Consider the following 14815-nt stretch of genomic DNA (forward strand, 5'->3'; position numbering starts at 1 on the left):
GGCGGGGGCCGGTCACGCCGTCATTGTGCTTGACGGTGTTTCAGAGCCCATGCTAAACAGTGTACAGCGCGGTTGTTGAACGGTTGTTCAGCGGGTGGTGTGGCCGACCGTGAGTCCCGCGTCCAGCACGGTCTCGGCTTTCGTTCCACAGACAGTAGGTACCGATCACGACACGGCCCGCGCCGGGCAGGTGGACGAGATGCGCCACTGTCGGCGGTGTCGGTCTGTTCGTGAAGATGCGTGCGTGCCTGCCTCCTTGACGTCCCGGCAGAGGCAATCGACTCCGCGTGGGTCCACAGGTCGGGTTCCTATGTCCGTTCAGATTGAAGGGGCTTCGAGATGACGCTTTCGGCAGTGTTGGAAGAGATCGGAAAACGGCCGGGGACTTCCGACATGGTCCCGATCTTCAATCCATCGGTCGGGGAACAGATCGGCGAATTCGCCGATGGCGGTGCGGCCGCGATCGACGAAGCGGTCGCGCGGGCCCGTGCGACGTTCGAGTCCGGGGTGTGGCGCGGCAAGACCGGGAGTGAACGCTCCCGGATCCTGTGGCGCGTCGCCGACCTGATCGAGGAGCGCGCCGATGAACTCGCGGAGCTCGACGCGCGCAACGGTGGCATGCCCGTGTCGCAGGCCCGCAACATCATGTTCGCTTCCGCGGAATTCTTCCGTTACTGCGCCGGCTGGTGCACGAAGATCAACGGCATTGCGCATGATGTGAACATGGCCGGGGGGCTTTCCGGGAAATCCGCGGAGATCCATGGCTACACGCTCAAGGAGCCTGTCGGCGTGGTCGGGCTCATCACACCGTGGAACGGGCCCTTCCATGTTGCGGCCATCAAGCTGGCGCCGGCACTCGCCGCGGGCTGCAGCTGTGTGTTGAAGCCCGCGGAGCAGACGCCGCTCTCCGCGCTGGTGATGGAGAAGATCCTGGCCCAGGCCGGAGTGCCCGATGGTGTTGTCAACATCGTTGTCGGTTACGGGCACACTGCCGGTGCCGCTCTGGCGGAGCACCCCGACGTCGACAAAATCTCCTTCACGGGATCGACCGAGGTGGGCAAGAAGATCGTTCATGCGGCGGCCGGCAACCTGAAGAAGGTCATGCTTGAGCTCGGCGGAAAATCACCGGTGCTCATCTACGATGACGCCGACCTGGCGCAGGCCATTCCGGCAGCCGCCATGGGGATCTTCGTTCACTCGGGACAGGGCTGCATCTGCGGATCGCGTGTTTACGTGCAGCGCGGAATCTACGACCGGGTGGTCGGCGGCATCGCCCAGATCGCCCGGGCGTTGCGCCAGGGCGGCAGCCATGACGACAACATCGACATCGGCCCCGTCGTCAGCCAGAAGCAGCTCGACCGTGTCACGGGATACATCGAGGAGGGCAAGAGGGACGGCGCCGAAGTGGTCGCCGGCGGGAACCGCCGCGACCGGCCCGGATACTTCGTCGAGCCAACCGTCCTCACGCAGGTGCGGCCCGACATGCGGCTGGTCCAAGAGGAAATCTTCGGTCCCGTGGTCGCGGTCACGCCGTTCGACGACGATGACGAAGTGCTCGCTCTGGCGAATGACTCGGTCTACGGCCTGGCGGCGACCGCCTGGACACGCGACGTCGGCCGCGCCCACCGTCTGGCGAAACGCCTGGATGCGGGGATGGTCACACTGAACTGTCAGATGGTCTGGGACCCTGCCCTGCCTATTGGTGGCCACAAGCAGTCCGGCTGGGGAGCTGAATACGGGATCGACGGCATCGAGGCCTATATGAAGACGAAATCCGTCTATACGATGCTGTAGCGGATAACCGGCTTCGCAGCCGTATATCCGGATCGGTATGGAGGGTGTCGGCCTGCGTCCTGCGGTGAACGCCCGCCCGCCGAAGGGCAACGGGCCGGGTGGAGACCGGCAGGCTACTCGCCGGACTCCGTGGGCGCACTCCCGTTCTCGTACCGGCCGAGAAGGTTCTCCACAAAGGCGCGGGTCTCCGCGTGCCGGGTCGACATGCCCATGGTGGTCTCCATCGTGAGGGTCCTGCCCAGCGCGTTGGCGAGTATCTGGAGCACCGCCGGGGACATCCCGGGCGGCAGTTCCACGCCCGTCTCCGCGAGCCTGCGGGTGAGGGCCTCGACCTGGGCCTCCCGGTAGCGCTCCGCGTGGGCGGTGAGTTCGGCGCGGATCGACTTGCGGTGATTGGCCAGCGCGGTGAACTCCGTGGTGAGCGCGTTGCCGGGGTGGCTGTTGAGCTTCCACAGCGTGCGCAGCGGCTGTGGGCCGTCGAGCGCGCGGACCACGCGCTCCAACTCCTGCTCCGCGCGCCGCCGCAGTACGGCGAGAAACAGGTCGTCGAGCGCGCGGAAGTAGTACAGGACCAGCGCCGGGGCCACCTCGGCCTCACGCGCCACCCGCCGTACGCCGACGGCCGCGTACCCCTCCTCCAGCATCAGCCGCTCCGCGATGTCGAGCAGCAGCAGGCGCGTCTTGGAGTTCTCGGTGCCCATTCGGCGAGGTGCGGCAGTCATGCGGTCATTGTGCTTGACGGTCGCGAAGCGCGGGTGTTAAACAGTCGTTCAGCATCTTGATTGAACAGTCGTTCAGCGCGTGGCGCGCCCGACACGCCTTCCTCGGCGCGGCCAGACCCGTCCCGTACGTGATTCCGCGTACTCAACACCGTGCTCCACCTTCACCAGGAACGAGGTACTCCATGCCCGGACGAGTAGAAGGCAAAGTGGCGTTCATCACGGGAGCGGCGCGTGGCCAGGGGCGCAGCCACGCCGTGCGGCTCGCCGAGGAGGGCGCCGACATCATCGCCGTCGACGTGTGCAAGCAGCTCGACGGCGTCACGTTCGCGATGTCGACACCGGAAGACCTGGAGGAGACGGTCGAGCAGGTGCAGAAGCTGGGCCGGCGCATCCACGCCGTGCAGGCCGACGTACGCGACCTCCAGGCGCTCGACGCCGCCGTCGCCGACGGCGTGGAACGGTTCGGGCGCCTGGACATCGTCTGCGCCAACGCGGGACTCGGCAGCGAGGGCTCGCGGATGCACGAGATGGACGAGAAGACCTGGCGCGACATGATCGACGTCAACCTCACCGGCGTGTGGCTGACCGCCAAGGTCTCCATCCCGCACATCATCGCGGGCGGCAGGGGCGGCTCGATCATCCTGACCAGCTCCGTCGGCGGCCTGCGGGCCCACGCCAACATCGGGCACTACATCGCCGCCAAGCACGGCGTCGTGGGCCTCATGCGCACGCTGGCCTGGGAACTCGGCGAGCACAACATCCGCGTCAACTCGGTCCACCCGACCCAGGTCAACACTCCCATGGTCATGCACGAGAAGACGTATCGGATGTTCCGCCCGGACCTGGAGCACCCCACCATCGACGACTTCGCCGCCGTGTCGCAGGGAATGCACCTCCTGCCCACGCCCTGGGTCGAGCCGCGCGACATCAGCAACGCCATCCTCTATCTCGCCTCGGACGAAGGCCGCTACGTCACGGGCAGCACGCAGACCATCGACGCGGGGGCCATGCTCAAGTAACCACCACAACGGGTGCGGGGCCGACATGACTGTCGGCCCCGCACCCGTGTCCGGCCGAGCCGCCCGCAACTTCCGGACGGCGTACGGTCATTGAGGCCTGGCAGCCCAGGCAGCTTCCACCGCGTCCGCGAGCGCCTCACCCTTCGCGAAGCCGTAGTAGGCCGCGAACTGGAGCACGATCTCGTCCATCTCGTCCTTGGTGAGGTCGCCGGAGTGCAGCGCCGACGTGACGTGCGTACGCAGCGGGACCGGGGAGTCGTCGAGGGCGACGCTGGCCACTGTGACGATCCGGCGTTCGCGGCGGCCGAGGCCGGGGCGCTGCCAGACGTGGCCGAAGACGAAGCCCAGGATGCCCGCCTGCCGGTACGGCGAGTTCGGCGGCGGGGCCGGGGTGAGATTGACGTCGACGAACTCGTGCGTGCCGCGCTCCAGACGTTTCTCGTGGTCCTGCGGGCCGAGCGTGTCGCTCGTCAACTCCGGCCAGGGCGGGGTCTCTTCGCCGCGCTCCCGGTGGATGCGGTCCCACTGGCGGGCGACGGCGCCCTCGACGTGCGACGCCTTGGGCCAGCCGCAGTAGACCGCGAAGTGCAGCACGAACTCCAGCATCTCGGCCAGCTCGATGTCGCCGCTCGCGAGAGCCGCGTACACGTGCTGCTCGATCGGCTCGGGGGAGTCGGCGGCGGCCACACAGGTCAGGGTGACCCAGCGGCGGTCGCGCCGGCTCAGTCCCGGGCGCGCCCACACCTCGCCGTAGAGGAAGTCGCGTGCGGCGCGGCCGAACGGGGTGTCCGGTGAAGGGAGTTCGCGCCCGGTAGTGGCCATGACTTCGGGGAAACTGCTCATCGTCGGCTCCTGACGGTCACGCGCGGATGAAGACGTTCTTGGTCTGCAGGAACTCGAACAGGCCCTCCTTGCCGCCCTCGCGCCCGTGCCCGCTGTGCTTGTAGCCGCCGAACGGCGCGCTCGCGGGCTGCCCGGACGCCCCGTTGACGTGCACCGTGCCCGCCTGGAACCGGGGAACCAGGCGCTGCACCCGCGTCACGTCGCGCGTGTAGAGCACCGCTCCGAGTCCGTACGGTGTGGAGTTGGCGAGCTCCACCGCCTCGTCCTCGGAGTCGAAGGGGAGGACACAGAGCACGGGGCCGAACACCTCGTGCCGGGCCACCTCGCTGCCCGGATCCACGTCGGCCAGGACGGTCGGTTCGACGAAGTAGCCGCCCCGGACCTGGGCCGGAAGGCTGCTCGGGGCGACGGCGTGGCCGCCTGCGACGAGCCTGCCGCCGGCCGCCGCCTGGTCGATCACCCCGAGGATCCGGTCCCTGGCCGCCGGACCGATCACCGGGCCGAGCGTCGTCGTCCGTGCGAAGGGGTCGCCGACGGTCACCGCGCCGGCCGCCGCCGCGGCGGCCCGTACGACCTCGTCGTAGACGTCGCGGTGGACCAGCAGGCGCGTACTGAGGTTGCAGCCCTGTCCGGCGAGGGTCATGCACGAGCGGACCGTCTCGGCGACGGCCGCGTCGAGGTCGGCGTCGGGGAACACCACGCTCGGCGTCTTGCCACCGAGTTCCAGCAGGACCGGCTTGAGGGTGTGGCGTGCCGCTTCGAGGATCTTCTGCGCGGTGGGAATGCCGCCGGTGAACGAGATCATGTCGACGTCCGGGTGGCGCACCAGGTGATCACCGGCCTCCGGACCACCCGGCAGGATGTGCATGACGCCGGGCGGCAGCCCTGCCTCCAGGGCGATCTCGCCGAACCGCGCCACGGCGAACGGCGCCAGGTCGGGCGACTTGACCACGACACAGTTGCCCGCCGCGAGCGCCGGGGCGATCTTCATGCCGGTCGACATGACGGGGCCGTTCCAGGTGAGGATGATGCCGACCACGCCGTACGGCTCGGGGACGGTGTAGCCGAGGCCCGGCACCATGACCGGGTTCGAGGGGCTCGTCAGGCCCTCGATCTTGTCGGCCCAGCCCGCGTAGTAGCCGAACCAGCCGGCGCACAGCTGGGCGAGCGCCGACGCCATCGTCAGCGGCGCGCCGATCTCCAGGGTGGTGAGCCGGCCGAGGTCCGGGACGTTCTCCAGCATCAGCTCCTCCATCCGCTGGAGGATGCGGCGGCGCAGCGCCGGGGACATCGCCCGCCACTCGGGGTGGGCGGCCCGTGCGGCGGCCACGGCCTCGTCGACCTCCTGAGGGCCGCTCAGCAGGACGGAGCCGTTGACGCGGCCCGTGGCGGGGTTGACGTGGTCCACCGCGCCGACGGAGGTCTTGTCGCGCCAGGTGCCGTCGATGAGGGGGCCGGTGACGCCGAGTTCGGCGGTCGTGGGCGAGGGGGTCGTGGTCGTGGTCATGTCGGAGCCGCCTTCGTCTGGTACGGGTTCTGGGGGCGGGTGCGTGGGGGGTGTCGGGCACTTGGCGGGGGCGTGCCTCGGGACGGCGAGCACCTCGCGTGCTCGGGCCGGGGAGCCGCTCGCCGTGCCGGGCCGGTTCGGGTGTGGCGCCGCAGTGGGTCGGCCGTGGCGCCGCGATGGGTCGGGCACGGCGCCGGACGGCTCTCAGAGCCGGGTGACCCAGCCGCCGTCGACGTTGATCGTCTGGCCGTTGATCCATTCACCGGCGGGCGAGGCCAGCAGGAGCAGTGTGCCGAGCAGGTCCTCGGCGGGTGCCTGCTTCTTGCCGGGGATCGCGGAGCCGAGCGCGGCGCGTGCGGGATGGTCGGCGGGCAGGCTCTTGAACCCGGGTTCGTTCTCGACGAGGCCCGGCGCGATCGCGTTGACATTGATGCCCAGCGGGCCCAGCGAACGGGCCAGCCCCACCGTCACGTTGACCAGTGCCAGCTTGCTCGCGCCGTAGACACCGCCGCCCATGAACGCCCCGGCCGACACCTGGTTGACGATCCGCCCGCCGCCGCGCTCCACCATCGACGGCTTCACCGCGCCCGCGCAGACGATCGCGCCGAACACATTGACCCGCATGACCCGGTCGAACCATTCCACCGGCAGGTCGAGGAGGTCCACCTGCGGGATGTCCGCCATCAGCGCCGCGTTGTTGACCAGGATGTCGATCCCGCCGAACGCCTCGCAGGCCCGCGCGGCCATGGCGGCGGCCGAGGCGCGATCCGTGATGTCGACCGGCACACCCAGTGCGTCCAGCCCGTCGGCGGCAAGGGACTTGGCGGCCCGGTCGGCGCCCTCGGCGTCGAGGTCGCCGAGCACGACCCGCGCCCCGGCCTCGGCGAGGGCCCGGGCGTAGACCTGGCCGATGGCTCCGGCGCCACCGGTGACGACGGCCACCTTGCCGTCGAGGCGCATACGGTCGAGGGGGTTGCTCATGGAGACCTACCTTCTTCAGTGCGGGTCCTGCGTCGGTCGGGACGGATGCCGGGACGCAAACCGGGACAGATACAGGTCGACGTCCGCGCCCAGGGCGCGCAGTTCGTCGGCGGCTTCGGGCGCGGTGAGCAGCAGGAACCGGTCCTCGCTGACGCCGTCGGCGACCAGCTCGCCCACCGACTCGGCGTCCACGACGGGGAACGCCGGCCCTTGCGGCGGCGCCGGTTCTCCGTAGAAGGAGATCTGCTCGACGATGTTCGTGGCGACTCCGGCCGGGCACAGACAGGTGACCCCGACACCGCGCGGTCGCAGATAGAGGGCGAGCGCCTCGGACAGGCCGACGAGCGCGTGCTTCGTCGCCGTGTACGGCAGCCGGTCGAAGCCGTAGGGCAACAGGCCCGCCGTGGAGGCGGTGTTGACCACGTGCCCCGAGCCCTGTTCCAGGAGCAGCGGCAGGAACACCAGGTTGCTGCGCACCACGCCCAGCAGATTCACGTCGATCACGCGCTGCCATGCGTCGAGCGGGATGTCCTCGACGGGGCCGACGGCCAGGATCCCCACGTTGTTCATCACCAGGTCGACGCGTCCGAACCGGTCGAGCGCCAGATCCCGGGCAGCCACGAGATCCTCGACACGGGTGACGTCGCAAGGGGCAGCGACGGCCGGGCCGCCGAGTTCGCCGGCCACGGCGCGTGCCCGCTCGGCGTCGAGATCGGTGACCACCACCCGTGTACCGCGTCGCGCGAAGGCGTGCGCGGCGGCCCGCCCGATCCCGCTGCCCGCGCCGGTGACCACGGCGACGGCATCGTGCAGATCCACGCTCATCGAACGACCAATCCTTGGAAGGGACGTGTCCTTGTAGGGACTTGGGAGGTACGTGACCCTGGCGGGACTCGCCGGGACCGGAGAACTCCCGTGACTACGGATGGAGTGGCAGGGCGGCTTCGTACGGCATCGGCGTGTCGAGTGCGGCCAGCGTCGCCGCGGACACCGGGGCCGCGAGGAATCCGACGACACCGTCGAGGAGATCGCCCGCATGGACGGCGTACGGGAGCACCTGCTCGTCGCGGGCGCGGCTCTGCTCCCGCTCCGCCCCCACGTGCACGCTGAAGGCCGTCGCCTGGGCGATGCGGTGCGCCCGCAGCGGCCCGGGAACAGCAGGGAGCAGCGCGCCCACCCGGGAACGGAAGCGGTGGGTGGGCGCCAGCAGCTCGGGGGAGAGGCGAGCGAGAACGTCCCGGCGGCCGTGCTGCTGGAGCTTCGCCACGAAACTCAGGTAGCGGCTGCCCTCCCGCTCGCTCTGTTCGAGCACCGGCACGAGATGACACTCCACCCAGGACCTGAGGTCGTTCGGGCGCCGCTCGGCGACCAGTGCGTCACGCCGTGCGTTGAGATCCCGAAGCCGGTACTCGAAGATCGCCTGGACCAGACGGTCCTTCGAGCCGAAGTGGTATTGCACCGCGGTGTTGTTGCCGTTCCCGGCGGCTGCGCTGATCTGTCGCAGGGACGCCCCGTCGAGCCCGTGCTCGGCGAACAGCCGCTCCGCGGCCAGGGCGATCTGTTCCTTGACGGACGAGGACGTCACGACACACCACACCCCTCAGAGAGGCAAGTTGCGCGCAAAAGAGAACTGCATTTCCGTTCAGCGGAAACTGAAGCATGGGCGAGACATGAAGTCAACTGCCTTAAACGCGCGTTCGGCTCCCCGGGCCGGTGACCGTCCCGGGCAGCCGCATCGCCCTGCTCAGGTGGTGAAGCGGTGCGTGCCCGAGCCGACCCGGTAGACGGCGGAACCGTCCTCCTGGCGCAGGTACGTCCCGTGCGTGCGGGTCACCGTGTCGGGGGCGGACGTCGGGATCCACACCTCGGCGGTCGTGTTGGGCGGCACCGTGCAGGTCAGCGTGAACCGGCCGGAGCGCTGCCGCCAGCGGGTGGAGACGGGGCCGTAGACCGAGGTGAACGTGGCGCCGGCGGTGGTCACGTCCCCGCCGGGCCGGGGGCGGATGACGATCTCGCGGTAGCCGGGCCCGCCCGCCGAGATGCCGGCGATGTTCGTGTACATCCATTCCCCCACCGAGCCGTAGGCGTAGTGGTTGAAGGAATTCATGCCCGGATCCTGGAAGCTGCCGTCGGGCCGGATGGAGTCCCAGCGCTCCCACATCGTGGTGGAGCCCCGGTCGATCTGGTAGCCCCAGCTGGGGAAGGAGCGCTGCTGCAGCAGGCGGTAGGCGACGTCGGTGTGGCCCGTGTCGGTCAGGACGGGGAGGAGCCGGGGCGTGCCGAGGAAGCCTGTCGACAGGTGCCAGTCCTTGGCCTCGATCAGCGCGACGAGCCGGTCGGCCGCGGGCTTCCGCGACGCGTCCGCCAGGAGGTCCATCGACAGCGCCAGGACGTAGGCCGTCTGCGTATCGCCTTGGACACGGCCGTCGGAGGCGACGTAGGCGCCCTGGAAGGCTGTCCGTATCCGTCCGAAGAGATCGCGGTACGGGGCGGAGTCCGCGCCGAGTGCGTCGGCCATGCGGGCCGCGAGGTCGGCGGCGTGCGCGAAGTACGCGGTGGCGATGACGTCCTTGGGGGTCTCGTCGTCGACGTTCAGCCAGTCGCCGTACCCCTGTGCCGGGCGCAGCAGCCGGTCGCTGTTCTTCTCCAGGTACGTCAGCCAGGTCCGCACGGACGGCCAGGCGTCCGCGAGGACTTGGCGGTCGCCGTACGCCTCGTAGAGGGCCCAGGGGACCGTGACCCCCGCGTCGCCCCAGCCGGCCGTGCCGTTGCCGACCGTGCCGACGATCGGCGCCACGTCCGTGAACGCGCCCTCCGAGGTCCGCGAGTCCCGGAGGTCGACGAGCCACTTGGACAGGAAGCGGGCCGACTCCATCGTGTACGCGGCCGTCGGCGCGAAGACGTTGATGTCTCCCGTCCATCCCAGGCGCTCGTCACGCGCGGGCGTGTCGGTCGGCACGGAGAGGAAGTTGCCGCGCTGGCCCCAAGTGATGTTGTGGTGCAGCTGGTTGAGCATCGGAACGTCGGTCTCGAAGTCGAGGGTGAAGGGGGCGGACGTGTGCATGACCCGCCCGGTGACGGCCTCGGCGGTGGGAGTGCCCGGGAATCCCGTGACCTCGACGTAGCGGAACCCGTGGAAGGTGAAGCGCGGTTCGTAGATCTCCTCCTTCCCGCCGCCCTTGAGGGTGTAGGTGTCCGTCGCCGCCGCGGTCCGCAGGTTGGTGGTGTAGACGGTGCCGTCGGGGTTGAGCACCTCGGCGTGTCTGAGCCGGACGGCCGTGCCCGCGTCGCCCGCCACGCGCAGCCGCACCGAGCCGACCATGTTCTGGCCCAGGTCGAACACGTAGACACCGGGCCCGGGTTGGGTCACGCTCGTCGGCGTCAGCTCCCGCTCGACCCGCACCGGACCGTCCACCTGCGCGACGATCAGACCGGGTCCGACGTCACCGGCGGCGCGGACGCCGAGCCAGCCCGTGTCGTCGAAGCCGGGGGAGGCCCAGCCGGGGGTGTCCTTGCGCGCGTCGTACGTCTCGCCGTTCAGCAGGTCGGCGGCGACGATCGGTCCGGAGGAGGCCCGCCAGTCGGTGTCCGACGTGATCCGCTCGCTCGTCCCGTTCGCGTACTCCACCTCCAACTGGGCGAGCAGCGCCGGGTGTTGGCCGTACTGACCGGGCCCGAACATACCCACGTTGCCGGCGTACCAGCCGGGCGCCAGATACGCCCCGATGACATTGACGCCGGGCCGCAGCTGCGCGGTGACGTCGTACGTCTGGTACTGGACGCGCGTGCGGTAGTCCGTCCAGCCGGGAGCGAGGTGATCGAGGCCGACCCGGCCGCCGTTGAGGTGGGCCTCGTACAGGCCGAGCGCCGTGGTGTAGAGGCGGGCACGGGCCACCTTCCTGCGGGGGAGGCTGAATTCGCGCCGGAGTTGGGTGACGGCGTACGACACCGGGACGACTCGCCCCCACGGTCCGGCACCCCAGGCCGCCGCCACCCGGACCGCCGGCCAGCCCCCGTCGTCGAACCCCGACTCCCGCCACCCGTCGGCAGGTTGCTGGTCCGTGGCCTTCCAGGAGCCGTCGGTGAACACCTTCTGCTCACCGGAGGCGGTACGGACGACAAGGGCGGCGATGAGTCCCGCCGGGCCCACGGTCGCGTTGGTGGCGGCGACGGCGATAACGTTGTCGCCGGTCCGGACCCGGTCCAGTACGTCGATCACCGCCGGGCGTTTCCAGTCCTCGTTGTCGGTGTCGAGGTCGGTGTGGCCCACCTCGAACCCGTTCACGGAGACGGCGTACACGTTGTCGGCGGTGATGGCGAGCGTGGCGGACGTGATCCCGTCGGGGAGCCGGGCGGTGCCGCGGAACCAACGGGTGGCCGCCGGAACGCTGTTCGTCGGATCGCCCTCGGGGAACCAGATCCAGGAACCGCCCTCGAAGGACGGCGCGTCCGCGAGGCCCGCCGGTGCGGAGATCCAGTCGGCGCTCCACTGCCCGGCGTCCATCAGCCCGGTCTCCCACCACGAGGGCGCGCTCCAGCCGGAGACCCGCCCGCCGGCGTCCCACACGCGTACGGACCAGTGGTAGCGCGTCCGGGGCTTCAGCCCGGGACCTCCGTACGACACGAGGACGGACTCGCCGGACACGACCTTCCCGCTGTCCCAGACGTCCGGCCGGGACAGGCCCGACGCGGTGGTGGCGACCCGGATCTGATACGCGCTCTGGCGCGCGTCCACCCCGTCGGAGGCCAACGGCCAGCTCAGCCGGGGCCGTTGCGCGTCGATCCCCAAGGGGTGCTGGACGTACTCCACGGTCGGCGCCGTGACGCGCAGTCCGTCGCGCTGGGCCTGTGTCCCTGCCTGGGCCTGCCCGGACATCGGCGCGGCCATCGCCGGTACGCCGTCGACGGTCGCTGCCGCGACCGTGGCGACCGCACCCGCGAGAATGTTCCTCCTGCTGATCACTACGACTCCTCACTCGCACGGAATGGATGAATCGATTCACACTGGAGAGGCGTGGGTAACGTAGAGCCGGGTGGGGTGGGGGTCAATCGTTGTGCAGTGGGTTTTTGTGACGAGGCTGCTTCGCGGTCGGTCCGGGCGGGGTCGGTCGGGGTCGTCGGCGCGAGTGGATTGAACGGTTTCAATTCCGGGGAGCGGCAGGACGGCGGAGGATCCGGGGGACGCGAACTGCCGCTCCCGGCCGGGGAAGCGGCGGCGCTGTAACGCTTTTCGCGCCCCGGTCCAAGAACAGGTGAAGTGCCGTGGAAGAACTCCACGAACCTCCCACGACGAGGAGGAGGACCGTGGAGCCTCAGACCAGAAGGAGCCGCCGGTGGATGGCGTGGAACGGTTACGGGGTGGCGGGCCCGCCGCGGCGGTACGTGACCCGCAGCTGTTCGAAGAGTTCTACCGGCGCCATGTCGACGCGGTGATGCGTTTCGTGGCGAGGCGTGTCAACGACCCGCACACAGCGGCTGACCTGACGGCCGAGATCTTCCTGGCCGTCCTCGACTCGGCCCACTCCTACCGGCCGCGCCTCGGGAGCGAGACGGCCTGGCTGTACGGCATCGCACGCAACGTCGTGTCGTCGGAACGCCGCAGGGTCGCCCGCGAGGCCGCACGCGATCTGCGCTTCTCCGGACGGCGGTTGCTGGAGGCCGACGACATCGTCCGCATCGAGGACAGGCTCGACGCGGAGAGACCGGCCCGGCGGGCGTTGGCCGCGCTGGCGGGGCTACCCGAGGGTGAGCGGGCCGTCATCGAGCTCATCGCGGTGGATCAGCTCACCGTCACCGAGGCGGCGGCCGTCCTCGGCATCAGCCAGGTCACCGCCCGGGTCCGACTCCACCGGGCGCGCAAGGCACTTCGGGGTGAGGCGCACTCCGCGGTCGCGGAGACGGGCCCCGCGACCACGAGGGCGGGCTCCACGAGAGCGGAGACGTCGGACGCGTCACTGGCGCACGTCGTAGGGAGAGAGGCATGAGCACGAGGACGACGTTCGAGGACCGCCTGCTGGTCGAGCTGAAGCGGGAGATCCTGCTGCGCGAGAGCAGGGTGGCCGAGGGCGGGGCGGCCGAAGCCGGTGAGAACGCTTCCGTGCGCCGTCTCTTCACTCCGCGCCGGATCGCCGTCGTGGTGGCGGCCTGTGCGGCAGCCTGGCTCGCCGTGGTGATCGTGCCGGGTTCACCGGCCGCCTCGAAGGCGTACGCGGTGGAGCCCCACGGCGACGAGAGCGTCACGCTCACCGTCCACGACCCGAGTCTCGGCGTCGTGGCCCAGCGCGAACTCGCGAGGAAAGTACGCCCGTGGGGCATCAAGGTGACCATCGACCTGCTCCCTCGCGGCTACGTCTGCGAGCGCAGCGACGTCACCCCGCTCGTGGGGGTGGATCGGCACGGCAACCGCGTACCCGTCATCCCCGTGCAGTCCAGCTGGGAACTCACACTGCGCCGGGGCAACGTGCTGGCCTTCGAGAACACCAGGGGCCGGTCCCGGCCGCGCGCGGTCGAACTCTACGCGACCAGGAGCGAAGCCGAACCCTGCGTTCCGAAGAAGGTGGTCCTGCCGGACGACTAGGACCTGACAGGTCATCAGGAACCGTCGCGGCACTGCTGTGAGGCGCACGTCCGCCACGTTCGACTCGCGGACGCGGTACGCCGAGTCGGCCATCGCAAGGGAAATCACTCTTCGTGTTTGCGCAATCACCTGTAGTTGACATGTCGGCCGATCCGTCGTCACGGTGGGGCTGGCTCGACGCGTTGCGCGGTATCGCGGCACTCGTCGTGGTGTTCGACCACACGTCGTACGCCTTCATGGCGGCGTTTCGGCGGGAGTTGATGCCGCAGTTCAACACCAGCCGGTACGGCGTCATGGTGTTCTTCCTGGTGAGCGGCTACATCATCCCCGCATCGCTTGAACGCCGGGGGTGCGTGCGGACGTTCTGGATCGGACGGGTCTTCCGCGTGTACCCGTTGTTGGCGGTCGCCGTCGCGGCGGTTCTGACTCTCCATCTGGCGGGGTACGCCGAGATTCGCGCCGAGTTCGGTCAGCGGAGTGCTGTGGCGGTGGTCGCCGCCCATGTCACCTTGCTGCAGGAGCTGTTGGGGACGCCCAACGTCCTCCTGGTGCTGTGGACGCTCTCGTACGAGATGGCCTTCTACCTGCTGGTCGTCGCCCTGTTCACGGTCCGCCTCCACCAGCGGTCGGCGGCGGTCGCCATCACCCTGGCCGTGCTCGCCGCCGTGAGTGCGACGGCAGGGGGTGTGCTGCCGCCCTCGGCCCTCTCCGGCGCGATCGGCACCGGCCCCCTGATCACGTTCGCTTCGGTCGCCATGGTGGTCGCCATCGGCTGTGCGAGCGCCGGGTCATCCGCGCTGCGTGTGTTCGGGGGCGTGCTGGGCGGGGCGTTGGCGCTGGTCCTGGTCTGCTTCAACGGCACGGTGCCCCTGTGGGAGGGGTTGGTGATCCTCGCCGTCATGTTCCTCGGCACCGCCGTCCACCGGGCCGAGAACGGTCAGAGTACTTGGCGGTACGCGGCTTGCACGGCCGCTGTCGTGGTCGCCTGCGCGGTGGGGAGTGCGTACGGGAACGAGGACGGGTCCCAGTTCACCCGGCGCGGCTGGATCGTGGCCTTCCTTCTGGCGGTGCTCACCTTCGGCACGGGCCTGGTGTCGCGCCGCCGCCGGATTCCCCGCCGGCTGACCGGACTGGGAACGATCAGCTACTCGCTCTATCTGCTGCATCCCGTGCTGCTGGCGGTGACCGACGCCACGATCGGCCGGTGGCGGCAGGACAATCTCGTCGCCGAAATCGCGTTCGTCACCGTGCTGTTGCCGCTGTGCACCCTGACGCACAGGTACATCGAGGCACCGAGCCGGCGGTGGGGCCGGAGGCTGGCCCGCCGTAGGGACGACCTGGGCGCCAGGGACGGCGCCGGCGCATGAGGAGA

General features: G+C 69.8%; 12 protein-coding genes. 5 read left to right on the forward strand and 7 right to left on the reverse strand.

The genetic code is table 11. From position 1 onward, the window contains the following. Positions 1-339 precede the first annotated feature (339 nt). Positions 340-1794, forward strand: coding sequence for an aldehyde dehydrogenase family protein (locus ACIQBL_RS29435; RefSeq protein ID WP_401946433.1), 1455 nt, complete (start codon positions 340-342; stop codon positions 1792-1794). Positions 1795-1907: 113 nt separating this feature from the next. Here the strand turns inward: ACIQBL_RS29435 and ACIQBL_RS29440 are convergent, their stop codons facing one another. Further along, positions 1908-2516: a TetR/AcrR family transcriptional regulator gene (locus tag ACIQBL_RS29440; protein ID WP_401946436.1), complete on the reverse strand. Its 609-nt coding sequence runs from the start codon at positions 2514-2516 to the stop codon at positions 1908-1910. 182 nt (positions 2517-2698) lie between these two features. On the opposite strand from ACIQBL_RS29440, the gene ACIQBL_RS29445 reads away from it, so the two are divergent. Then, positions 2699-3535: a mycofactocin-coupled SDR family oxidoreductase gene (locus ACIQBL_RS29445; protein ID WP_401946439.1), complete on the forward strand. Its 837-nt coding sequence runs from the start codon at positions 2699-2701 to the stop codon at positions 3533-3535. A gap of 87 nt (positions 3536-3622) precedes the next feature. Here the strand turns inward: ACIQBL_RS29445 and ACIQBL_RS29450 are convergent, their stop codons facing one another. The 6 genes from ACIQBL_RS29450 to ACIQBL_RS29475 all read right to left on the reverse strand — a co-directional run bounded on the left by ACIQBL_RS29450 (position 3623) and on the right by ACIQBL_RS29475 (position 11829). After that, positions 3623-4378 (reverse strand): carboxymuconolactone decarboxylase family protein, encoded by a 756-nt coding sequence (locus ACIQBL_RS29450; protein WP_401946442.1) that lies wholly within the window; start codon positions 4376-4378, stop codon positions 3623-3625. Positions 4379-4394: 16 nt separating this feature from the next. Further along, complete coding sequence (locus ACIQBL_RS29455; RefSeq protein WP_401946445.1) at positions 4395-5885, reverse strand: aldehyde dehydrogenase family protein; 1491 nt, start codon at positions 5883-5885, stop codon at positions 4395-4397. A gap of 204 nt (positions 5886-6089) precedes the next feature. Further along, positions 6090-6866 carry an SDR family oxidoreductase gene (locus tag ACIQBL_RS29460; RefSeq protein WP_401946448.1) on the reverse strand — a complete coding sequence of 259 codons (777 nt, stop codon included), beginning with the start codon at positions 6864-6866 and terminating at the stop codon, positions 6090-6092. 15 nt (positions 6867-6881) lie between these two features. After that, a complete protein-coding gene (locus ACIQBL_RS29465; protein ID WP_401946450.1) occupies positions 6882-7691 on the reverse strand; it encodes an SDR family oxidoreductase in 810 nt (269 codons plus the stop codon). 94 nt (positions 7692-7785) lie between these two features. Then, a complete protein-coding gene (locus ACIQBL_RS29470; RefSeq protein ID WP_401946453.1) occupies positions 7786-8451 on the reverse strand; it encodes a TetR/AcrR family transcriptional regulator in 666 nt (221 codons plus the stop codon). Positions 8452-8610: 159 nt separating this feature from the next. Next, positions 8611-11829: an alpha-L-rhamnosidase gene (locus ACIQBL_RS29475; RefSeq protein ID WP_401946456.1), complete on the reverse strand. Its 3219-nt coding sequence runs from the start codon at positions 11827-11829 to the stop codon at positions 8611-8613. A gap of 370 nt (positions 11830-12199) precedes the next feature. Between ACIQBL_RS29475 and ACIQBL_RS29480 the strand changes: the two genes are divergently transcribed. The 3 genes from ACIQBL_RS29480 (at position 12200) to ACIQBL_RS29490 (ending at position 14810) form a co-directional block, all read left to right on the forward strand. Further along, on the forward strand, positions 12200-12850 hold the full coding sequence (locus tag ACIQBL_RS29480) for an RNA polymerase sigma factor (protein ID WP_401946459.1): 651 nt from the start codon (positions 12200-12202) through the stop codon (positions 12848-12850). Further along, complete coding sequence (locus ACIQBL_RS29485) at positions 12847-13443, forward strand: hypothetical protein (RefSeq protein WP_401946462.1); 597 nt, start codon at positions 12847-12849, stop codon at positions 13441-13443. The genes ACIQBL_RS29480 and ACIQBL_RS29485 overlap by 4 nt, the downstream gene beginning before the upstream one ends. Positions 13444-13583: 140 nt before the next feature. After that, positions 13584-14810: an acyltransferase family protein gene (locus ACIQBL_RS29490; protein ID WP_401946465.1), complete on the forward strand. Its 1227-nt coding sequence runs from the start codon at positions 13584-13586 to the stop codon at positions 14808-14810. Positions 14811-14815 lie beyond the last annotated feature (5 nt).

The sequence above is a fragment of the Streptomyces sp. NPDC088350 genome (genome assembly GCF_044753545.1).
Taxonomy (GTDB): domain Bacteria; phylum Actinomycetota; class Actinomycetes; order Streptomycetales; family Streptomycetaceae; genus Streptomyces.

Coding starts and splice junctions, on each gene's coding strand:
- ACIQBL_RS29445 (WP_401946439.1), top strand. CDS start 2,699: ATGCCCGGACGAGTAGAAGGCAAAGTGGCGTTCATCACGGGAGCGGCG.
- ACIQBL_RS29485 (WP_401946462.1), top strand. CDS start 12,847: ATGAGCACGAGGACGACGTTCGAGGACCGCCTGCTGGTCGAGCTGAAG.
- ACIQBL_RS29440 (WP_401946436.1), bottom strand. CDS start 2,516: ATGACTGCCGCACCTCGCCGAATGGGCACCGAGAACTCCAAGACGCGC.
- ACIQBL_RS29450 (WP_401946442.1), bottom strand. CDS start 4,378: ATGAGCAGTTTCCCCGAAGTCATGGCCACTACCGGGCGCGAACTCCCT.
- ACIQBL_RS29455 (WP_401946445.1), bottom strand. CDS start 5,885: ATGACCACGACCACGACCCCCTCGCCCACGACCGCCGAACTCGGCGTC.
- ACIQBL_RS29465 (WP_401946450.1), bottom strand. CDS start 7,691: ATGAGCGTGGATCTGCACGATGCCGTCGCCGTGGTCACCGGCGCGGGC.
- ACIQBL_RS29490 (WP_401946465.1), top strand. CDS start 13,584: ATGTCGGCCGATCCGTCGTCACGGTGGGGCTGGCTCGACGCGTTGCGC.
- ACIQBL_RS29435 (WP_401946433.1), top strand. CDS start 340: ATGACGCTTTCGGCAGTGTTGGAAGAGATCGGAAAACGGCCGGGGACT.
- ACIQBL_RS29460 (WP_401946448.1), bottom strand. CDS start 6,866: ATGAGCAACCCCCTCGACCGTATGCGCCTCGACGGCAAGGTGGCCGTC.